26 protein-coding genes are annotated in these 21,005 nt (G+C 48.4%); 18 read left to right on the top strand and 8 right to left on the bottom strand.

From position 1 onward, the window contains the following. The first annotated feature begins 29 nt into the window (after nt 1-29). Nucleotides 30-1,502 carry a DUF2779 domain-containing protein gene (locus NC981_RS00950; protein WP_348241158.1) on the top strand — a complete coding sequence of 491 codons (1,473 nt, stop codon included), beginning with the start codon at nt 30-32 and terminating at the stop codon, nt 1,500-1,502. Here the strand turns inward: NC981_RS00950 and NC981_RS00945 are convergent. Then, nucleotides 1,483-2,220: a helix-turn-helix transcriptional regulator gene (locus tag NC981_RS00945; protein ID WP_348241157.1), complete on the bottom strand. Its 738-nt coding sequence runs from the start codon at nt 2,218-2,220 to the stop codon at nt 1,483-1,485. The genes NC981_RS00950 and NC981_RS00945 overlap by 20 nt on opposite strands. A 171-nt stretch (nt 2,221-2,391) precedes the next feature. Between NC981_RS00945 and NC981_RS00940 the strand changes: the two genes are divergently transcribed. Genes NC981_RS00940 through NC981_RS00925 form a run of 4 tightly spaced genes read left to right on the top strand, consistent with a single transcriptional unit; the run spans nt 2,392 to nt 4,404 of the window. Further along, nucleotides 2,392-3,009: a hypothetical protein gene (locus tag NC981_RS00940; protein ID WP_348241156.1), complete on the top strand. Its 618-nt coding sequence runs from the start codon at nt 2,392-2,394 to the stop codon at nt 3,007-3,009. Then, complete coding sequence (locus NC981_RS00935) at nt 3,006-3,440, top strand: hypothetical protein (protein ID WP_348241155.1); 435 nt, start codon at nt 3,006-3,008, stop codon at nt 3,438-3,440. Before NC981_RS00940 ends, NC981_RS00935 begins: the two co-directional genes overlap by 4 nt. A gap of 12 nt (nt 3,441-3,452) precedes the next feature. After that, on the top strand, nt 3,453-3,914 hold the full coding sequence (locus NC981_RS00930) for a hypothetical protein (protein ID WP_348241154.1): 462 nt from the start codon (nt 3,453-3,455) through the stop codon (nt 3,912-3,914). A 13-nt stretch (nt 3,915-3,927) separates the two neighbouring features. Continuing rightward, complete coding sequence (locus NC981_RS00925) at nt 3,928-4,404, top strand: hypothetical protein (RefSeq protein ID WP_348241153.1); 477 nt, start codon at nt 3,928-3,930, stop codon at nt 4,402-4,404. 82 nt (nt 4,405-4,486) lie between these two features. On the opposite strand, the gene NC981_RS00920 is transcribed toward NC981_RS00925, so the two are convergent. Then, nucleotides 4,487-4,714: a hypothetical protein gene (locus NC981_RS00920; RefSeq protein ID WP_348241152.1), complete on the bottom strand. Its 228-nt coding sequence runs from the start codon at nt 4,712-4,714 to the stop codon at nt 4,487-4,489. Nucleotides 4,715-4,958: 244 nt separating this feature from the next. Here NC981_RS00920 and NC981_RS00915 point away from each other — a divergent pair, with 244 nt between their 5' ends. From NC981_RS00915 to NC981_RS00900, 4 genes are all read left to right on the top strand, one after another. Further along, a complete protein-coding gene (locus NC981_RS00915) occupies nt 4,959-5,270 on the top strand; it encodes a hypothetical protein (RefSeq protein WP_348241151.1) in 312 nt (103 codons plus the stop codon). A 68-nt stretch (nt 5,271-5,338) separates the two neighbouring features. Further along, complete coding sequence (locus NC981_RS00910) at nt 5,339-5,839, top strand: hypothetical protein (RefSeq protein ID WP_348241150.1); 501 nt, start codon at nt 5,339-5,341, stop codon at nt 5,837-5,839. A 49-nt stretch (nt 5,840-5,888) separates the two neighbouring features. Continuing rightward, on the top strand, nt 5,889-6,113 hold the full coding sequence (locus NC981_RS00905) for a hypothetical protein (RefSeq protein WP_348241149.1): 225 nt from the start codon (nt 5,889-5,891) through the stop codon (nt 6,111-6,113). A gap of 113 nt (nt 6,114-6,226) precedes the next feature. Further along, nucleotides 6,227-6,973, top strand: coding sequence for a Uma2 family endonuclease (locus tag NC981_RS00900; RefSeq protein WP_348241148.1), 747 nt, complete (start codon nt 6,227-6,229; stop codon nt 6,971-6,973). Between the two features lie 24 nt (nt 6,974-6,997). Here the strand turns inward: NC981_RS00900 and NC981_RS00895 are convergent, their stop codons facing one another. From NC981_RS00895 to NC981_RS00880, 4 genes are all read right to left on the bottom strand, one after another. Further along, nucleotides 6,998-8,047: a macro domain-containing protein gene (locus tag NC981_RS00895; RefSeq protein ID WP_348242016.1), complete on the bottom strand. Its 1,050-nt coding sequence runs from the start codon at nt 8,045-8,047 to the stop codon at nt 6,998-7,000. A 49-nt stretch (nt 8,048-8,096) separates the two neighbouring features. After that, nucleotides 8,097-8,726 carry a DUF4433 domain-containing protein gene (locus tag NC981_RS00890; protein WP_348241147.1) on the bottom strand — a complete coding sequence of 210 codons (630 nt, stop codon included), beginning with the start codon at nt 8,724-8,726 and terminating at the stop codon, nt 8,097-8,099. A 127-nt stretch (nt 8,727-8,853) separates the two neighbouring features. Further along, nucleotides 8,854-9,378: a hypothetical protein gene (locus tag NC981_RS00885; protein WP_348241146.1), complete on the bottom strand. Its 525-nt coding sequence runs from the start codon at nt 9,376-9,378 to the stop codon at nt 8,854-8,856. Nucleotides 9,379-9,388: 10 nt separating this feature from the next. Then, nucleotides 9,389-10,555, bottom strand: a complete 1,167-nt coding sequence (locus tag NC981_RS00880; protein WP_348241145.1) for a ParM/StbA family protein — start codon at nt 10,553-10,555, stop codon at nt 9,389-9,391. Nucleotides 10,556-11,375: 820 nt separating this feature from the next. Between NC981_RS00880 and NC981_RS00875 the strand changes: the two genes are divergently transcribed. The 6 genes from NC981_RS00875 (at nt 11,376) to lepB (ending at nt 16,728) form a co-directional block, all read left to right on the top strand. Next, a complete protein-coding gene (locus NC981_RS00875; protein ID WP_348241144.1) occupies nt 11,376-11,930 on the top strand; it encodes a hypothetical protein in 555 nt (184 codons plus the stop codon). Between the two features lies 1 nt (nt 11,931). After that, nucleotides 11,932-13,515, top strand: a complete 1,584-nt coding sequence (mobF, locus tag NC981_RS00870; protein WP_348241143.1) for a MobF family relaxase — start codon at nt 11,932-11,934, stop codon at nt 13,513-13,515. Nucleotides 13,516-13,647: 132 nt separating this feature from the next. Next, nucleotides 13,648-14,727 carry a hypothetical protein gene (locus tag NC981_RS00865; RefSeq protein WP_348241142.1) on the top strand — a complete coding sequence of 360 codons (1,080 nt, stop codon included), beginning with the start codon at nt 13,648-13,650 and terminating at the stop codon, nt 14,725-14,727. Between the two features lie 77 nt (nt 14,728-14,804). Then, nucleotides 14,805-15,881: a hypothetical protein gene (locus tag NC981_RS00860; protein ID WP_348241141.1), complete on the top strand. Its 1,077-nt coding sequence runs from the start codon at nt 14,805-14,807 to the stop codon at nt 15,879-15,881. After that, nucleotides 15,865-16,080 carry a hypothetical protein gene (locus NC981_RS00855; protein WP_348241140.1) on the top strand — a complete coding sequence of 72 codons (216 nt, stop codon included), beginning with the start codon at nt 15,865-15,867 and terminating at the stop codon, nt 16,078-16,080. The genes NC981_RS00860 and NC981_RS00855 overlap by 17 nt, the downstream gene beginning before the upstream one ends. A gap of 9 nt (nt 16,081-16,089) precedes the next feature. Then, nucleotides 16,090-16,728 (top strand): signal peptidase I, encoded by a 639-nt coding sequence (gene lepB, locus NC981_RS00850; protein WP_348241139.1) that lies wholly within the window; start codon nt 16,090-16,092, stop codon nt 16,726-16,728. Here lepB and NC981_RS00845 read toward each other — a convergent pair. Continuing rightward, nucleotides 16,627-17,274 carry a Uma2 family endonuclease gene (locus tag NC981_RS00845; RefSeq protein WP_348241138.1) on the bottom strand — a complete coding sequence of 216 codons (648 nt, stop codon included), beginning with the start codon at nt 17,272-17,274 and terminating at the stop codon, nt 16,627-16,629. The genes lepB and NC981_RS00845 overlap by 102 nt on opposite strands. Nucleotides 17,275-17,400: 126 nt before the next feature. On the opposite strand from NC981_RS00845, the gene NC981_RS00840 reads away from it, so the two are divergent. Together NC981_RS00840 and NC981_RS00835 are read left to right on the top strand one after the other, a co-directional pair. Further along, nucleotides 17,401-18,504, top strand: a complete 1,104-nt coding sequence (locus NC981_RS00840; RefSeq protein WP_348241137.1) for a DUF6398 domain-containing protein — start codon at nt 17,401-17,403, stop codon at nt 18,502-18,504. A 188-nt stretch (nt 18,505-18,692) separates the two neighbouring features. Then, nucleotides 18,693-19,661, top strand: a complete 969-nt coding sequence (locus tag NC981_RS00835) for a HEAT repeat domain-containing protein (RefSeq protein ID WP_348241136.1) — start codon at nt 18,693-18,695, stop codon at nt 19,659-19,661. Here the strand turns inward: NC981_RS00835 and msrA are convergent. Next, complete coding sequence (gene msrA / locus NC981_RS00830; RefSeq protein WP_348241135.1) at nt 19,638-20,117, bottom strand: peptide-methionine (S)-S-oxide reductase MsrA; 480 nt, start codon at nt 20,115-20,117, stop codon at nt 19,638-19,640. The genes NC981_RS00835 and msrA overlap by 24 nt on opposite strands. Before the next feature lie 63 nt (nt 20,118-20,180). Between msrA and NC981_RS00825 the strand changes: the two genes are divergently transcribed. Continuing rightward, nucleotides 20,181-20,921: an aldo/keto reductase gene (locus NC981_RS00825; RefSeq protein WP_348241134.1), complete on the top strand. Its 741-nt coding sequence runs from the start codon at nt 20,181-20,183 to the stop codon at nt 20,919-20,921. Nucleotides 20,922-21,005: the final 84 nt, after the last annotated feature.

The following is a 21,005-nucleotide window of genomic DNA, read 5'->3' as shown; positions in this document are numbered from 1 at the left end:
AAATATTCCGAATTTCCTCAATACAGAGTATGGTTGCCCCCCTGACAAAATCCCAATTCATGAGTGGTCTGCAATGCCACAAGCAGCTTTGGCTGGAAGTCAATGAGCCACATCGAGCAACTGCCCTTACTCCAGTTCAGCAGCGCATCATTGATCAGGGGGAGGAAGTTGGGGAATATGCGCGGCAGCAATTTCCGGGCGGGCAACTGATTAAGGGAAGCGGAATGGTGGCAATTCAAGCGACTCAAAACGCGATCGTATCTGGAGCCTCCTGTCTATTTGAAGCAGCATTCAGCTTCAGAGGTTTGTTTGTCCGGTGCGATATTCTCTGCAAAACCTCAGCAGGCAGTTGGCAACTGATTGAGGTGAAGTCTTCTAGCAAAGTCAAAGATGAGCATCTTTGGGACATTGCCATCCAGAAGTATGTTCTGAGCAGTGCAGGGTTAGTCATTGACGCGGCGAGGTTAATGCACGTCAACACTAGGACTTGCTGCTTTCCTGATTTGAGTAACTTATTTAAGATTGTAGACATCACTGCTGAAGTCGATCGACTCCTACCTGAGATTCCCAACAAACTGCGGCAATTTGAGGAGATATTGGCTGAGAATTTAGAGCCGACATTGGCGATCGGGAAACAATGCAACAGTCCTAATTCTTGCCCTTTCACCGTTGATTGTTGGAAGCACGTTCCAGACGTTTCTATCTTTACGATTCCTCGGCTGGATTGGAAAAAGAAAGAGGCACTCATCAGCCAAGAGATTCTAGCGATCGTAGATCTTCCCTCTGCTTTCTCCCTCACAGCAAATCAACGCGCCTACGTTGACGGTGTTTTGAGCGATGCACCCTTCATTGATGCAGATGCGATCGCTGCCAGTCTCGCTAAACTTACCTACCCCATCCATTTCTTCGACTTCGAGGCGCAAAATCCTGCTATTCCTCGATTCGATGGGTTGAAGCCCTACGAGCAATTTCCGTTCCAGTACAGTTGCCACGTCTTGCACAACAATGGCAGCATCGAGCATCGCGAATATCTTCACACTGACTGTTCTGATCCGCGACCTGATCTGCTTGCTGCTTTAGCAATCGATATTACCTCGACAGGCTCTGTCATTGTCTACCATCAGTCTTTTGAAGCCACGCTATTGCGAAGATTGGCTCAAAACTTTCCTAAACATGCAGAGCATTTAGAATCGATTGCAAGTCGATTATGGGATCTCGAAGATATCTTTAAGCAACACTACAAGCATCCTGCTTTTCGAGGTTCAACCTCAATTAAGAACGTTCTTCCAACATTGGTTCCTACTTTGAGCTACAAAGCACTAGCTGTTCAGCGTGGTGATCATGCTCAGACTGTTTGGGAGGAGATGATTAACTGTGCCGATCAAGCCAAGAAGAAGCAAGCGATCTCAGGCTTGAAAGCCTATTGCCAGCTTGACACCTTAGCAATGGTCGAAATTCATCAAGCGTTACTTCAACTTTGTGCTACTCAAGATTCTTCTTAGAAGAATTTAATTCGAGAAGCTCTTCAAAGCTCCAGCATTGATCAAAATACTTATGTAAATGAGGTTGCAACTCTATCAACTCAGTTTTCTGTATCTCTCCTTGTATCATCGTCATTAAGCGATCGCTAGGTTGAATTCCAACCACATCAGCAAATTGGGCTATTGTTCTTGGATTCACAGTGCCATATCGAGCTTCAATCTCATCAATGATTGCATCTTGAATCGTGCGTGGCAAAAGCTTTTCTACGCCTGATTTCTGTATTTCGGAGGTACTCGATCTACTTGATGAGCGCGGAATGCTCAAGAGACGAATTGCTGCCTGTAGAATCTGCGCCACTTCTGGTCGAGTCTTGGGTGAACGACTGAGAAGGTGTGCGATCGTCGTTTCCAGAACAGTGAGTAATTCTTGCGTCGATAGCTTAGGTAACTGTTCGATCACAATCTGTGCTTGGGATTCAAGTGGCTCCTCCAGACCTAAACAAGCTCTAAGGCTGATACCGCCTCTCAAGTAAGCTCGAATGGTATCCGCAGAAATTCCAGTACCCGTGCTTAATTTCTCGATCGCTTCTTCATTAATGCCCCCTCGACCACTCTCCCAACGGCGAATCGTGCTGTGGGTTACACCGAGTTGAGCGCCAAAAGTATATGTACTAGCATCTCCACGTAAGCGCCTGACTAATCGCGCCAATCGTTGAGAGCGATCGTTCTCCTGTAACACCGAATTTCATTGCTGTTGTTGAATACTCCAACACTAGCACCGAACTAGGGCGATCATGACTTCAGAACAATGAAACTAATAAATTCTAAAAATTAACATTTCTAGATCTCAATAAATAATACACTTGTTCTAAAGCAATTCCTCGTTTGGAGCCGACTGGAGATTCTGTTCATGCCCCACCCAAAACGGCAATCTTCGACCAACCGGAAGCGATCAACCGGACGGCAAATTGTCCTTGCTCGTCGGAGCCGTTCCGTCAAAGCCTCGTTACTCAAAGCGCTATCGTTTGATCTCGTCACGCTCTACCAAGCTGCTCAAGCAAAAGGTTCAGACAATGCAACTGCTCGAAATTCATATCATCCGATGCCGGGTCAATCCTCAAATTTTCGTGAGCCTGTGAAAATTGACCCAGCCAATCGCTCTATTCCCCCTAATCTTGAAATTCCCGGTCGTCCTGCCGAGAGACTGATCGCTCGATCAAATGAAATAGATTTGAGACAAGTTCAGAGCACGAACAATCACGATGACAAGGCTGTTCCTCGCTCCGCAAGTGAGAAATCTTTCGCTATCGTTATGGTTCGATGCTTTGCGTTTCTGCTCGGCGTTCTGATTCGCTGTGTCCTGATTTTCTATCTTCAGCCGTTTGCCATGTTGCTATCTGGGGTTGCGATCGCAGTCAGTAGCATGAGTCTTCTAATGGCTGTCGTCTTCACTCCTTGGAAGAAAAAGCTGCTCTGGAATCTTGCTTGTGTGTTCGGAGGGCTGCTAGTTGCAGTGCTAATTCTATGAGCCAAAAACACAAACAGGGATATTTGAGAATTCCGCTCGTGCTGCTGATCCTGAGTGCTACTGTCGCTGCCTCAATTAAACTTCTTTGGCAGTTCAATCCGAACCTGTTGTCGATGACTGCATTCAAATTCACTGAGGAGCTTCAGTGTGCAGAAGTAGTAACGGCTGATGCAGTTTTGAGTCGAGAGCGCATTTTGAAGCTGATGACGATCGCAGAAGGAGCCACCAAAACGAGAGTCCGAAGTGTTCTGAAAGCACCGTATTGCCGATTAAAGCCAATTACTGTTCGGGCTGGAGTTGCGGCGGAACGGGAGGTTTACCCACTTGAGGCTGATCCGAAAATTTGGGTCATCGTTCTCTATGAAGAGGATAACTATGCCGGTGTTCGAGTCGTTCCACAAACTCAACAGTGTTCCGGTTCTTTACTTTAGCCATTTAACGTTATGAACATCATTCAAACAACGTTGGCAGGGTTGATGGTCGGCAGTCTCGCAGCCTGCCAACTTGCAAAAACTCAGCTCTCATCTCCCACAAGGACAATGAGTATTCAGATTTATCAGAAGTGGGAACTTCAACGGGGCAATCGCATCAACAATCAAACAATTGTGAGCGCATTGGGTGAGTTAGCGATCGATCTGGACGGGAAACCAATTTATGTCCCAATGAGCGGAGAAGCTAAGCCTGATCAAGCTGGATGCGTCCTGTTTGCTGGCACGGAGCTACCAGCCTACCTGTTTCGCTTCTGCGGGATCAGCAGTCCAACCCTTGGTGTGTTGCGGAAAGGTCAACCAATTGGAACCGCGCATCTTCTGGTGTTTTCGACCTTTCTCAAACAGAACAATGGAACCTGGGCATTTGTGGAGCCAAGTAAAACCATGCTTGAACAAATTTTGAAAGGCAGTTAGGCAAGAGGCTGCTATGGAAGAAGGCTTTTTCATTCAAGTGCTCGAAGGGCAACACTCACCATTTGAGTCAATGCTAGAGCGATTTCCCGATGGCTTTCCGGCATTGATGTTGGCGGATCAGGTTGCAGGCAGACTCTATCCAGCACGATTCAAACGCGATAAGAGCGGCGATATTTTTTGGTTAATCGATCGTCAGCAGTTGCGCCCTGATCAATGGATGATGCTCGACGCGCTTCACGGGCAATCTATCGAGTGTGTGTGGGTCAATTGGGAGTTGTACGCAGAATTAACTGGAGAACTTGCGGCTGACGATCGCTCCGATGACGAAGAGATGGTTTACCCATTGTTTGTTGAGGCTGCCAACATTCCGATCGTGATGTTCGGAAGCTACTTTGGCATCTCTGAGCGGTGGGTTGAGAAAAGCGACCCACGCATTCAGCGCATCATCGAAGCCCAAACGGTCTTGAGGTTTAATTCAAGCAGAAGGTAAAGAGCGATCGAAGATGACAAATTGGAAGAAAAACTCTTGTAGCGTTCACAAGTTGATGTTGGAGTGACATTAGCAAGGTTAGTTACTCTGAAATCTTTAAGATTCCTCTGCCAATGCGCTCCACGAACTCAGATGCGGAACAGCCCGCCGCTTGAGCCGCTTGCTTAAATCCTTCCCAACCTGCTTCTGTCACCAGGACTTCTCGCCGTTTCTTGCGCTCTTCATACACAGTCGGTCTTCCCTCGTGATAGGTCAGATTCTCACGAGAGTTCGGGTGTTCACCGGGTTTGTACTGGCTTTTTTTCGGCACGGTTGCAACTAAGCATGGAACGACTGGTCATCACTGTATCTCGCGATCGCAAGAAGTGACTGGACTGATCATAACACTTCAAAAATATTCGGGATATAGTTGACTTCTATAATAACCGGGATATAATAAAGAGAAGAAGGACTGAAGTTGTTTCTTCTCCGAATGTAAAAGCGGGAGAGTGCCCCAAGTTTCCTACACCCAGGCACTCTCCCAACTCACCCCTAAAAATAGGAGTCCTCTAATCATGTCATTTCTTGCTGATTCTGCTCGAACCGAATTGGACACTCAAGCTGCGATCGAAACCGATCGTATTGCCGTGGACTATTACGAAGGCGCAGCCGACTTTGCTTTCGGCAAGATGCCGCGCTACCCCAAAGATCCCAACTACCTGAAAGGTTGGCTCGATGAGCTTCAGAAGCGAGTTCATTTTGAAGGCGATCAGGCGGTCTATCCTGAAGCTACGTACTCCTCACCTTGCACCAGCGATCGCAATGCCATCTTTACGAACGTGCCGATCGCTGAGTCTGCTTGGAACGGCTGGAAGGACGATTTCTAACGGTTAAACGTCCGGGGGCTGAAAAGTCTCAGCCCTCACTCACGCCGCAAACATTAGGAGAATGTGACATGGCAAAAGTTGTTCAAGCCATCACCGCAAAAGTTGAAGCGATCGGCAAACTCAAAACTGGTAATTACGGGAAGTACCGCTCTGTGCTGTTTCTGGATCAATCCCAACCGCAAGGGAGCGAAGCTGCAAAGATCTGGAAATCGCTTTCTGAGGAAGAAGCAAAGGATTTGGCTCAAGGCGCGATCGTTCAACTCGTGCCCGCAGGCAAGGATCGAAACGGTAAGGACAAGCACAACATTTTGCGGATCGATGCAAATCCTTCTGATGCGGCTCAACAAGCGATTCATCGTCCAGACTGCATTTCGGCAACCTGGAGCGATGAGCAGAAGTTAGCGTTATCAGCCCAAATCTGTGACCATGCTGACTTGCTGAGATTCTGCTTAGAAGTCGCTCACGAGAAGTTTGCAGGTCTGGCAGATCAACGAGATTTTCGAGCATTAGCAACCACGTTGTACCTGCAAATCCTACGGCAGCAAACTGACAGCGAGTTGAATCCTTAAATCCACATTCCACGAAGCCACCGGACTAAACCCAATCAGGAGAACAGAAATGACACAGCAAACACATACCTACAAGTCTGCCTGTCCTGCGATCGAGATTAATCGACTATTGACTTACATTGGACAAAATACAAGGGATTCTGAGCGATCGCTGATTCAAGCAGATGAAATCCCAGCCGTTGTTAACTGCCTGATCCAACGCCTGATTTGGCAGCATCCCCACTTAGATCAAGTGCTGCAAGAGATTTTAGATGATCTCCGATATGGGGTGTGAGGAGTAGATACGCTAGAGGAAAATTTCTATTTTCCTCGCCAACCAGGGTGCTGCTTGAAATGACTTCAATCTGAAATCTAAGCAATAATGAGGCATCGGGTTTGGAACTGCCCATGACTCAAGACCTGTTGAACGACGAAGCCATCGTGACCGAGTTGGACATCAGCCATCTGGTCACTGAGGACGAGACTCCCGTGGATAATTTTCAATCGGAGAAACAGCAGCGGCTCCTCGTGGAACCGCTTTATAGCTCTTGGTCGCCCGGAGTCCCCTTCATTGCGGCTGCCAACGTAGGTTTATTCTATGCGCTCAAGCAAGAGCCAATCGTACCCGACGCGATGCTGAGTTTAGGGCTGGAGATGCCGACAGACTGGAGCCAGAAGCAGAGCCGATCATACTTCGTCTGGGAATTTGGCAAAGTACCGGAAGTTTGCATCGAAATTGTCTCCAATCGAGAAGGCGACGAATTAACCCTGAGCCGCAAATCTCAGCAGAAAGGCAAAATCGCAACGAAGAAGGAAATTTATGCTCGGATTGGTGTGCCCTACTACGCAGTGTTTGACCCCTTACAGCGGCTTCAGAAGCCAGACGAGATGAATGGATCGTTGCTGCGAGTGTGGGCATTGGTTGAGGGAGAGTATGAAGAGTTGCCGTCACCCTATTGGTTGAGAACGGTTGGATTGGGGTTGATGCTGTGGGAAGGAGCGTTTGAAGGGGTAATGGGAACCTGGTTGCGTTGGTGCGATCGTAGCAGACAAATTATTCTGACCGGAGCCGAAGGCAGAGATTTGGAGCGCCAACGGGCAGGGCGACTCGCAGAGCGGCTTCGAGCGATGGGTATTAACCCCGATGAAGTTTGAGTTCATGAGTTCAAGTACAGTAACCTATGGATGAGAAGGTAGCAGCCAGCCCTGATCAGAGAGACGCTGCCACGCTTTGCGGAGGTGATTGGGCTTGAACAGATTGCGCTTACGATCACTCCATTCGTAAACCTTTGCGATCGCCCGATCTGGATCGATCGCAGCCTCTGGATCTTCTTGAGTTGCCACCCAATGGATCGTTGCCAGCATTTCCATCCCATACGGTGTTTCAAAACCAGCAATCAAACGGCTCACTTTACTCAATCGCTCTTTGGCTTCTAGATCGGTTTCTAGAATAGATCGAGCGGACTGCTTCCCTTGATCTAAAACGTAGAGCGCAGACTCTTGGTTGCCATCGCCATAGCCTCGGATGAAGTGTCCTTCAATGCGCTGAAGAACATGATTCAGATTATGAGCATACGGACCTTGGTGATGTTTGGTGTAGTTTAACCGGAGCGGCTCACCCGCAACTTGAAGGAAATAAGCCAGCTTCTGTACTTCAATTTTCGACAAGCGATATCCTGGAATGCCGTAGCGATCCATGAGTTCGATAAACAGGGCACGCGCACGAGTCATCTGAGGAGTCTCAGTCGCAACTGGCATCTGATCGACAGCAGGCGAGCCAGTAGGTTCAAATAAGAGAACCTGAACATCCGGTAATGCTTCAAAAGCAGCAATGATGAGAGGCTTGACCGCCGTCCAGTCGAGTCCACCATTGCCACAACCCAGAGGCGGAATCGCGATCGATTGGATGTTGAGGCGTTGAATTTCAGCAATGAGCGCCTGAAGACCAGACTCAATATCCTCTAACCTTGATTTCCCTTTCCAATGGCGCTTTGTTGGGAAGTTGATGATGTACTTAGGATTGAGCAAATTGCCTGTATGAACGATGAACATTTCTCCTGGTCTGACTTCTCTAGCATCACAGGCTTTTTTGTATTGCTTAAAATTTTCTGGAAACGCTTGTTTGAACTGCAAAGCAATCCCCTTACCCATGACACCGACACAATTGACTGTGTTAACAAGGGCTTCGGTTTTCTCCTCTAGTAAGTTACCTTGCTTAAGCTGAAGCATGGGATCAAGCATTTAGCTAAATAGTTCAGGTTTACTAATCATATCATGATCAGTAATACCAATTACGGTAAACCCGGACGGGCGTTTCGCATTGCGAATTTTGTAATATTACGTTGACTTGAGACTGAATTGCTGGATCAATTGCACCAATTTCGGTGATGAGATGCCACGGAAAAAACTGATGTACTAAAAACTCAGCCTGGCGCTTACATTTTCGATTCGGGTCTTCATCGGTGTCATACCAGTACTGGGATTTCATCACCTGCCAATCAATCACTTCGTCGAGCAGTTCTAAATCGTCGTAGAAATCGGAATAGTCCATAATTGCGTGTCCGTCTGTAAAGACGAACGACAATTCTTGAGCGTGGATTTCTTCGATGGTGGTGACAAGGTGAAGGATCGGGCGTTGTCCACCTTGATAGTTGGCGACATTTCCTTTGTGGATGGTGTAGAGCATTGGGGAACGCGGCGCAAAGTAAAACGGGACATAATCATGTACCACTCCTCCAGCACCACAAGGAACGGCTTTTCTAGAACGCCAACCCTGAACACTTTCATAGGAAATATCAAGATGTCTCGCGCTGCTTTTCAGAAGTTGACTTTTGGCAATTAAACCACCCGATTCCAGAATCAGTGGAAGATTATCGATATGGGTGATGTGAAAAATCCGGGTTGGCATGAGGCGCGATCGTCGCAATCGGACAAGTAGATTTGCACTATTCTACTGAAGAAAGTCAAAATAATTCAGCCATACAGCAGCAATCAAGCGTAGGTGGGCTAGAAAGGCACAATTCATTCGAGAAGACCTAAATCTGGGAATCAAACAAATCTTCACTGTCGTACCACAAATCCTTCTGGTTTTCAGCCATTGGCTCCGTTGTCAAAGTTGATTCTGGTTGCAGATTGCTTGAGTCAGTTGTTAATGCTGATGTCTGTTCAGCATGTTGAGCTGAGCTGGCTGCGTCGGGCATTCGATGGGTAGCGAGGAGAGGAAGTAGTTGATCAGAGGGATGCAATGTGATTACTCCCTCAGTCGATAAGTTTTGCTCAACGCCGAACGTTGATTGCAAGTAAGTGATCTGCTGTCGTAATTGATGAATTGCATCTTGAGCCATTCGCTTCATTTGTGATTCAGAAAGCGATCGCTGCCCTTGTTCCTGCTGAAGCTGATACGCGATCGGCATCCAATATGCCCGCAGTGCCCACAGCAGCATTTCTTTGTGAGAGTACGATTGATGCCGTTCGTTTTTGAGGCAGTCCAACAAAATTCCATCCGGGCTGTCTGCTGCCACTTGAATTCTGACGCGATAATCAAACTTCTTGGTAGACATTCAGCTCTCCTCAACGTGAGATCGTGACGCTCCACGAGGCGTTCGTAACCCCTTCCAATCGACTGACTTTACCGCCCAATAGTTTGAATATGCCAAACGCATCTGACACTCGGCAAGCCAGAACCGGATCAATGGGAGTCGTCAACGATCGATAGATTTGGTCTTGTAAATCTAGTGCCCACGATAGCTCTAAAGCATATTGCGCGAAGAAGTCTTCCAATTGGGCTTTCAGGTAAAGCGATGTGCCCCCCGAAAGAATCACTTCGTCAAACTCATAAAGGTCTTGCCCCAAGCTGGACTTGATCCAATCGAACAGGTCGCGGCAGTATCGGCTGCATGATTGTGCGATCGCGTCTTGCAGTTGTTCCACCTTGCGCCCGATTTCAGCTTCCGTGACTACCATACGAGCAATCCGCTCCAACAAAATCGGATTCTGTTGAGCTTGGAAAATGTACTCGGTCAATCGTCCCCAATCTTTGGTGTCGAGGTTGAGCGAGGCACGATTGGCGATCTCCTCAATCAGCTGCTCGAATCCTAATCGCGTCCCATGCCCACTCTGCGGGGTTCCTTGCTTGAACGGTAGTAAGGAGGCATCTCGTTGCCCAATCATCGTGACAAGAATGTTCCTGTGATTGAACGACTGAGGCGCATCGTTCCGGCGACTCTGGGCGAGTCCAGCACCTTCAGGCTTCACGTCTAGCACTAATGGAGAGATCGAATAACGCCGACCTCGGAAATTAAAACTGACAAGATTCTGACTCAGAAGATCATGAAAGGCTTTGCGATCCTGATATTCCTTGTAGGGCAGTAGTGCCGCTAGTGCGATCGTAAATTGTTCGGGTAAATTTGCGGTTTCTGCGATCGCGCCAATAATTGCTAACGCCTTGTACGCCGCAAACTCATACTTGCTCAAGCCAGTTGGGGGCTTCCCGCGCATTTGTTGTGCTTTCATACCCAGAACGTAAACTTTCCCATTAGCAAGTTCGATAAAGGCATCATTCTCTGGTCTGCCGCCTGCAAGCCCAGTGTCGATCAAATCATGGGGCGAGATTTCGAGAAACTCTGACCCCATCAATAAAAGCTCTGTGTTGCCCTGCGACCAGCATTTCCAAAACACTTTGCTTTGGGAGGTTCCGGTATCGATCGTCAAAATAACATCTGGCGGTGAAACGGTCATAGATAGGTTCCTTTAGTTAAACGGTTGATTCGATGCAAGCCTTCTAGTTGATCATTTGAAGTTAAATGTTGCCTTTCAGAAGGTAAAGCGGAGGTAATTGTTACCTGTGGAGGAGCGCGATCGCTGAGGTTCCATTACTTCACAACGACTGGATGATGCGTTCAAAGGTATTCGCGTGGTGATTGAAGGCAGGAAGTAGGTAATGGAAGACTAAAGAGAAGAACTGTAGGTTCAGATTGGACGAGATTGAATCGCTAAAACGATTGCTCTGTCTACTATCTGCCGATGAACGAAGACAGCATAAGCACTCAATCTGACAGCAATATGGCAAAGCTCTGATCACTTCTGACAGTCTTGGTCTTCCGCAATGCCACAAATCATGCTTAATGCGCCATACGGGTGTCAGATCCCAAAGGTAGGGTAAGCGGAAAGGGCTTTAAAGAACGCCGTATCCGGCATTTTCTTCTTCGTCTAATCCATCGCGATGGGTTTGTTGTTCTTCTTAGCAGCACAACCTACAAGCAATCTCGTCACACCTAACGCCAGGTGTAGAAGCTACACAACCTACCATGCCTACAAATGACCTACAACGCTCGCAAATTGCCTACATCTACTCGCATCTAATTCGCTAAAGCCATGCCCAGCAATCGTTCTACAAAATTCCACATGAGCTTCTCATTTGTAGGAAACAGTGCGACTGTGTGGAACTGTCGAATCTGTAGAGAATCTGCTGTGAATAGGAAACCCACAACCGACGACTCAGCCTACAAATTCTCTACCCATTGCCTACAAATCTGCCCATCCTCAATGCGTGAATTCTATGGCTAGTAGTAGTTCCCAGTTCAACATCACGCTCCCGCCTGTGCAAGCGAATGCGATCCGGGAAGCCGCGACCGAGCGCGGGATCTCTGTTCCACAAATCATTCGAGAGCGGTTAAGTGAATGGGAATCCCTCTCATCCAAACAGAAGAAAACTGACTACACTCCTTTGCAATCAGACATCGCAGCGTTCACGTCACAATTGCAACCGTTAGTAGAGCAATTGAATCTAGTACAACAAGCGGTTGTTCAATTGAGCGATCGCCAAACGAACTCTACTCAACCTGATCCACAAATTCGTGCTGCACTTCAACCCGTTCACACTCGCCTACAACAGATAGAAACCCAAGTTGGAGTCATGGGCAATTTGATTCAGCAAATCGTGCAGCAAATGGGCAACCATCAACTCCGTCTAGAAGCCTGGTTAGAAGCGATTTATGTCATCGCGCAGCCCTTGCTTCTTGACAATCAGCCAGAGGATGTTCAGAAAGATCGGCAGGAGTGGATCAAAGAGCTTCAACACCGCTTGGAACACCATCTAGAAACCTGCAAATAACATGGTTGCCTCAATCGCAAATATTTCCCCGACCCACGGAATGTACTACTACACCAAAGAAGGAAATTACCTCAACCTGGACGATTGCTCAAACTGGTACGGCAGATTAGCCAAGGTTTTGAATCTATCTGAATCTGTAGACGCTCAGCCTCTAGCTTGTCTATTGCGAGGACGATCGCCGACTGGGGAAATGCTAATCGACAAATCGCGATTGCATTCTCAACCATTCAGTGATGCGAGCAAAAAGATCAAAGAACGAGCAGGAATTGATCTGACGACCAGTGCGCCTAAATCTGTCTCGCTCCAGGCTTTAGTGTTTGGCGATCGCAGGCTAGAAATCGCCCATCAGGTCGCCACTGTCCGAATGTTGGACTTTTTAGAAGAGCGATATGCCATCACCCGACAAATGCAGCACGGCAAACGACAGAAGGTGATCACAGGGCAGATGGCGATCGCACAATTCCACCACGACACCAGCCGCGAATTCGATCCGCAACTCCACACCCACAACATCATCCTGAACCTTCAGCAACTCCCGAACAGAAAATGGCGCAGTCTGGACAATGCAGAAATTTATCAGGCAAAGATGCTGTTAGGGCAAATTTACCGGAACGAACTCGCGCAGGAAGTCCAGTGGCTCGGCTACGAAATTCAGGTCACGAACCATCGTTTGGGATTGTGGGAATTGAAGGGCTACTCTAGCGATCAAATCAAAGCTTTTAGTAAGCGGAGCAAGCAAATTCACCAACAGGCTGGAGACGATGCCAGTAGTGAACACAAAGCCTGGATTGCGATCGCATCAGGGCGCAAAGAAAAACAGCAAATATCGAGAGAGGAACTAGAGGCAAGATGGATGCAAGATGCGACCGCGATCAGCTTGCAGCCAGCAATGATCCAAGAACCTAAAGAAACAGTAAGGCTCAAACTGACTCAAGCAATTACCAATGCCACCATTGACTATTTAGCTCAACACTCTACCGTTTTTCGACGAGAGGAAATCGAACGAATCGCGCTGATGCAGATCGGACAAGTCAGCTTTACCGCGTTGCAAATCGCGATCGACGAACATCCAAATTTAACCTTTCATGTGAATGAAAAAGGACAACAGCTCTGTACCTACTCAGAAATCGCCCATGACTCAATCTCGCATGATGTTCGGGGACTTACCGAGCAAGATCGCACCGACCCGACTCCAGGGTTATGCTCAGACGGTTCCGAGCCAGCCGAAACCCTCCACAACCTCCACGCCCTCGAACAATTCCGCCAAGACCTCCGTACCCTTGCCGCCACCTGCCCAGGTATCCCAACTGAACGAAGCCGATTGGCAGGGGTGGAACCATTCGACTCCAGCGACTGCCGAACAACTGGAACGCCTGCAACAATGGCTGAAACCGCTTCCAGCCACCCTGATCCAACTCAAGCAATTACTAGAGAAGCATCAACTATCGATCAACCATCTGAACATGGTGGCAAGCAATCTGACGACGCTGTACCAGGAGGAATTAACTGCACCACTGACAGTGAAACTGAACAACTCAACCAAGAAACAGAAGAGATTGAATTGGAGCGCGATCGCTATCAGTAGCGGCTCAATTCTATTAACGGCGGTGCTGACCGTGGGGTTAATCCAGATCAATTTAATGCCGCTGAATGCAAAAGTCGATAACCTACTCACTCGAACTTCTCGACTAGAGCAATTAGTCGGAGGGAAGCAGCAATGACGGATGTAGCACACTGGCAAGAGCAGGAGCGTCGTGCCGCAGAAATTCTTCCCATCTTGGAACAAACGCTGGTGATTGCTCAAAACCGAAATCTGCTTGAGCAAACAAAACAGGGTTGGTGCTATTGGGGCAGTGAGCAGACTCTCATTTACAATCCTGAGTCTGAACAGCTATCGATCGCAGCAAACGATCGTTCCTGGCAATTGGATTGGCACGAGGGCTTGTTTGTCCGGTCGGCGGAGACTTACATTTCCGATGAGCAACTGACCGAATTTCGAGAACTCGCGAAGTGGCTTGAAACTCAAGAGAATTACTCTCATGAGTCGCGGACCGGGCTATCCGAGCCGCAGGCAGAAACGTTGCTTTCCAATGCGGCTAATTTGTTTGAATACTATGCAAGCCAGGGAAACACCGCTTTCAAATTCTCGCCTAACAGTACCGAACACTTCTACCGTGTACAAATTGAGGATGAGATTTATCTCATCAGTCGAGATGACGAAATTGGACTTTACTCTCTTCAACGTGAAGATGGAGCCATTCTGAGCGTAACGGATATGCAAGTCTGGAAACAAGTGGAAACCTGGCTCCAGCGATTAGCAGAACAACCCTCGATGCAAGCGCCTCACGCTGCTGCTCCTTACTGGGAACAGCAAACCATTCAGGCGAATTCGGTGTTGCTCGATGCTCAAGCCCTGTTTACCTTTTGTGAACAGATGGGCACAGTCGAGTACGATCCAGTGCGCCAAAGTCATACGGTAACGATCGAGAATTACAGTATCGGATATAGCCCACAATCTGATGTGTTCTGGTTGGAGCGAAACGATGAGCGGTTGGTTTCGGCAACTCACTATCAGCAGCATCGGGAGCATGGTCGATCTCATTGGCATCTGACCGAGCTACATGACTTGGGCAATATTTCTCAGGAAGACGTGCGGCGATTAAGAGAATGGCGGACTTGGTTGATGATTCAAAGCGAGTTGCATCGAGAGCGATCGCAGCAATCTACGCCCGATTTGTCACAGGAACAGCTGCGTTCTTCCAATCAGAAGCGATCAGACTACAGCCTCGATCGCTAGAAAATATTTGCCCACTGCCATACGAGTGTCAAATCCGAGATTTACGCTATGTCTGTCAATTCTGATGGAGAACCAACATGACGCATTCGCCCTCGATCGAGGATTTATTAAACGCCTTGCTGGGTGAGGCATCGTTTGCTCAAGACCTCACAGACGACGATAAAGCAACGATTCGCACAATGGTTCAAGCCCTCACAGGAGATTTGCAGGGAGAACTGCACACCGCTTTTCAGCCTCCAAATGGAGGAACTTCTCAAGACGCTTCTACCATAGAAGATTTGACAGCAGATCTCGATACCTTTCTGTCCGAACTAGGAGGGATGCAATCGCCAGCCCAGCCACTCGATAAAGAGACCGATTCGGCATTAGTTGAAGTGCTGGGTAGCCACGTTGAGAGTGCTGGTGGTGTAGTCGAAGTGTTATCCACGCGAACCGTCTCACAACAGGCTTTGAGTGCCTTGCGTCGTGTGGAACTACAGTTAACGGCTCTCACGATCGGAGTGAGCGATTTACGCCAAGCCCTAGAGCAAAATCTTCGCCCACAGCCCCTTCGCCGTTGGAGACGATCGATTACAGCACTGCTCCGCAAAATTCAATTTCGTCAACACTCTGGTACGGCAGTCGTGAAGCCTCAGCACGTTGCCTTGTTTGCGCTCATGATTTGCATTCCTCTGGGTCTGAAGTTGGGCGCTCCGACACTGCTTCATCAAGTAGAACGAGCCAGGTGGTTTGAACAATTGCAGACGCAGAACTCATCTTTGAATACGGTCGAATCGATTCAACATGGTATTTTGCTGATCAAAACGCCTGCTAGAGAAACGTTGCGCGTGAAATTAGCAGGGCTAGATTTAGATGCACACTGGCAAGCTCAGGCAGAAGGAGTGATGGCGATGCTGCTACAGCCAGCACAGGCAAAGGTGATAATAGGTCACACGCAGATGGCTCAAAGCGGGATTACAGCCTCGATCGTATCCTTGCCAAATGGAACCTCTCTCCAAGAAATTCTCCTGTCTGACGGACTGGCAAAGCTGAATTTGAACGACCTCAATACGCTGCCTGAAAATCTGGTACTCAAGCTGAAACAGGCAGAAGCGAAAGCCAAGCTTCAACATAAGAACGTCTGGGGTGATCCTCATAATGTCTCGCCTCACTGACCAAGACCTGAAAGCAATTCAGGATGTTCTCGCATGGATGATGACGGGGATTTTGCTACAGATCGGTTTATCTGGTCTTAACGACGATTGGCTGACGGGACTGAGCTACATCACCATCGCTGTCATTCTTTGTCCCCTGACAGTAGGAGCGCGTTGGTTCAAAATCACGATCGCATTCATTGTTTTCCTTATCGTTTAACTCTGAATCATGACAACCTTAAAACCTTTAACCCATAGAAATGAATGGTGGGAAGCGACAAAAACAGCAGCCTGTGGATTAGCGATCGCAGCGGGCTTCCATACCTTTGTGGCGGAAGTGCGTTACATCCCTTCCGAATCGATGACTCCGACGCTTCAGGTGGGCGATCGCATCATCATCGAAAAACTGAGTTATCGATTTCGATTACCTCAACGTGGGGATATTGTCGTTTTCAGCGCGACACCAGAATTGCGATCGCAGAATTTGAAGGACGATCTCATCAAGCGAGTGATCGGACTGCCTGGGGATACGATTAGGGTTCAATCCGGCAAATTATTTCTCAATAGCAAGCGAATCACTGAACCCTACCTTCAGGAGTCTCCAAATTACAACTACGGACCTGCAATCGTTCCCCCAAATCAGTATTTTGTGTTGGGTGACAACCGGAACCACAGCTATGACAGTCACTTGTGGGGCTTCCTGCCCGAGCAAAACCTGATTGGTCATGCGGCTTTCCGCTTTTCCCCCCTTGGATCGGCTGGGCTTCTAGCGAAATTGCTCGATCAGCCACCGATTCACGGCTCCATCTTCTTCGGTTTGGCTACGTCGCAAGGCTTCTTCGACCACCGCAAGGGGCAGATCAGGTAGCACCAGCGAAATTTGAATTTGACGACTGCCCCCATTGGAGATTTCAAAAGCAATCACGGTCGCAGTTTCCACATTGACCACCCAATACTCGCGGACTCCTAATCGTTCATACAGCAATCGCTTTTGCCCTAAATCATCGCTCAATGTGGTCGATGCAATCTCGATCGCTAACGTTGGGGGACCGAAAAGGTTCACATCGACTGGACTATTACTTCGAGGAATAGTCGGCAATTCTGATCCAATATAAAACGCGAGATCGGGTTGGCATTCTCGCTCACCTGCTTTCCGAAAGCTGCCATTGGTAATGGACAAGAACGGCAAGTTTTTCAAGGTTCCGTACAAAGTTACGACCGATGCCAATAGAGAATTATCCCGTCCGTGAGCAAACCCAATCGGCATCGTTTCAATCCTCATCCAACCTGCATCGTAGTAGCAGCGTGCTTGCTCAAATTCAGGGAGATCGACCAGCGCTAGAAATGCTTCCCAAGTCGCTGACACCCAGGTATCTGTAACTAAATTTTGAGGAGATGGAAGTATATCGACCATGACTGTGACCTCCTAGCATTCAGTGTACTGGAAAGCCTTGATTGCTCGCCGCAATTCCTGCCACAATCAGAAATAGGCAATGTTGCCCCTGTCCGCTCTCCTGATCTCTGATGGAATCTCAACGCGATGGCAAAGTCCAACAAATCGGAAGATGTCCCCAAGGCAATGGCAGCGAAGTTTAACAGTATCGTTGAACTGACCGATGAATTTGCGCGGCAACATCTCAATGAGGAATACGCCCAACTGATTCGGCAAGCGACGGCGGCTCTTTGCCGCAAGCGACCTTCGCCGCTCGATAAGGGACAGCCGAAAACTTGGGCTTGCGGCATCACTCATGCGATCGGCATGGTCAATTTTCTGTTTGATAGCTCTCAGACTCCTCACATCAGCGCTAACGAACTCTATCAGTGGTTTGGGGTTGCGTCTAGCACGGGGCAGGGCAAATCGAAGCTGGTGCGAGATACGCTGAAGATGCAACAGTTTGATCCGGATTGGTGTTTGCCCAGTATGGTTGATCGCAATCCTCTGATCTGGATGCTGTCGGTCAATGGCTTGCTGATGGACATTCGGAACGCACCGTTGGGGGCACAAATCGAAGCCTATCGGAAGGGTCTAATTCCTTATATTCCGGGACACAAAGAAGACAGTGAGGCAATGCTCAATCTGATGCAAGACGGGATATTGGAGCCGCCTCCTGCTGATCGCCAAAGCCGAAAATCTCGATCGACAAAATCCAAAACACCGCCCCAGCCTCCTTCAGAGACACTGGAAGCGCTCTATGTGTTAGAAGTGGCGTTACGGAGTGGTCCAGTGACCGAGAAATTTCTCAAGAAGAATCCGCAAGTGATTCGCACGATCGAGATTCGCGGCGATCAAACGTTAGCGGATTTGCACGGGATCATCTTCAAGGCGTTCGATCGCGAGGAAGAGCATTTATATGAATTTCAATTGAAAGGCAATCGACCGAACGATCCGAATGCCGATCGCTATGGGTTGCCGAGTCCGTTACAGGATGAATTGGATGATGGGCTGACTGGGGAGGTTGGCAGTACCCAAATTGGCGCATTAGGGTTAACCGTTGGAGAGCCATTTGGCTATTGGTTTGATTTTGGCGATGATTGGTGGCATCAAGTGAGTGTGGTGGCAATCTCCCAGCCGCAACCCAAGACCCGCTATCCCCGGATTACTGAACGAATTGGGGCGAGTCCACCTCAGTATGCTGAATTTTAGAATCGGTGCGATCGCTTTCCTATAGGTGATGACTTTAGGAAGCGTTTGATCGTGAATGGCACTGTAGAAGCTGTCTTTTCATGTCGTTTTTCTGCTGTATTAATTTTTGAGCAGCGATACGCTTGAACAGACTCGCTTTCTTAATACATAGTACGAATTGACTATAAATTCATTCCCCATTTTGCTCTATGGCAAAATCTCGTAAGCTGGAACAATTGCTTGCCCAACTTGAACCTGTGCGACGCGATCCTCATGCGCCAGAGTCAACGATCGCACTTCAACAAATTCTTGCCTCGAAGTATTCGATCGCAGTCGCACAAGCGGCAAAACTGATTGGAGAGGCAGAACGCTACGACTTGATTCCGGATCTCGTTGCTGCTTTTGATCGTTGCATGACCAAGCCTGTTGAAACTGATCCAGGTTGTACCGCAAAACTCAAAATTGCGGATGCACTCTATCGCCTGGAATACAGCAACGAAGACCTATTCCTCAGAGGGATTCGACATATTCAACAAGAGCCGATTTGGGGCGGTTCAGACGACACAGCCGCCGCATTGCGCGGAACTTGTGCTTTGGGATTAGTCAGAATGAATTATCCGCAGGTGATGAGCGAACTCGCGGATTTACTCGCTGATCCAAAGCCAGATGCTCGAATCGCAGCGGCAAGAGCGATCGCGTACAGCGGCGATCCTAGTGGTGTTCCTTTGCTACGACTACGGGTTCAAGTCGGTGATACTGCACCTGTGCTATCAGAATGTTTCCTATCGCTACTTCAACTCTCACCGCAAGCATCACTTCCATTGATTAAAAGCTTTCTAACCTCTAATCGAGATCAGTTGAATGAAGTCGCTGAAGTTGCGGCGTTAGCGTTGGGAGAATCTCGATTGCCAGAAGCATTTCCGGTTTTGCGAAACTGGTGGCAGCGAACAAAGATTGCAGAATTGCGATCGACAGCATTGACTGCGATCGCACTCCTTCGTCAAGATGACGCGATTGCTTTTCTACTTGAATTAATCGGCACTGGTGAGCTTCTTGATGCGAAGAATGCGATTACGGCACTCAGCATCTACCACCAAGACCCCGACCTCTGGCGCAGAGTGTGTGACACAGCAAGCCAACGCAAAGAACCGAGCTTACTGCCGTTGTTGCGCTTCTAGCTTTGCTTGCCGCTTCTCGAAATACTGCTGATGCTCCTCGGTTGCTAACCAGTACGCAGAGGCAGCCTGAATTTGGGTCACGATTGATTTGTCATACCGACCAGAACGATCCAAAGCAATTTTGGATTGTTGTGCAATCTCTGCTTGTTCTGGTGTGTGATAGAAAATAATCGATCGATACTGCTCCCCACGATCTGCTCCTTGTCGATTCAAACTCGTCGGATCATGAATACGCCAGAAAACATCAATCAAGGCTTCGTAGCTGACTTGCTCTGGATCATATTGGATCTGGCAAACCTCCGCGTGACCTGTGATCCGAGAGAGAACATCGAGATAGCAGGGATTCTCGAAGTGTCCGCCCATGTATCCTACCGAAGTCGAGATCACTCCAGGCACTTTGCGAAATGCCGCTTCCACCCCCCAGAAACATCCAGCACCAAACGTTGCGGTTTCCATCCTGCTACCGTGAAAAACTCTACAATAGCCAGTGTACGCGCCTCGGTTTGAAATTCTGCTGCCATGCTTAAAACCCAAAACGGAACACCTGCAAGCCGACTTGGATTTGCCAGTCAGTACACGCAAGACCCGACTTGCATTCAGGCAGCATTTAAAGCAGGGATCAACTATTTCTTTGACTATCAATTACCCAAAGAACCGATTCTGGCAGAATTAAAGCCACTTTTGGCAAGCGACCGAGCATCAATCCTCTACACGGTTGGAAGCGAATCCCGCAATATTGAAACCTTGCGGCAGCAGCGAGACGAAATTTGGCGACAGCTTCAGATCGATTGCATTGATATCTTTTTTACAGAGTATCTTTCACCGAGCGATCGTGCGGATGACATCCAAGCGGTGATCGAGGAACTCTACGCCTGGAAAGCACAAGGACTGATCCGATATGTCGGTGTGACGACTCACCATCGCCCGACCGGACTTGCTGTCATTGAGCAACGGAATTGTGATGTCCTAATGCACCGCTACAACATGGCACATCGCAAAGCAGAAACAGACTTGTTGCCTGCTGCTCAAGCCGCCACAATTCCAGTAGTTGCCTTCACTTGTACCCGCTGGGGAACACTGCTAACCCAGCAACCGCATAATACTCGAACACCACCGACTGCCGCAGACTGTTATCGATTTGCGCTGCATCATCCTGCCGTTGGTTTAGCTTTGACTTCACCTCGCGATCGCGCCCAACTCGCCGAAAATTTGCAAGTGCTACACGCACCTCCATTTAGCACCGAAGAAGTTGATTATTGACAAAATTATGGAGATTTTGTCTACGGAGAAGGACAACATACATTTGAAACACTGTACCCGTGAACTCTACATCAGTCTTTAGGG

The organism is Leptolyngbya sp. DQ-M1 (assembly GCF_039962505.1).
Taxonomy (GTDB): Bacteria; Cyanobacteriota; Cyanobacteriia; order Leptolyngbyales; family Leptolyngbyaceae; genus Leptolyngbya.
The sequence above is the reverse complement of the archived record's forward strand: the minus strand, read 5'-3'. Positions and strand labels throughout refer to the sequence as shown.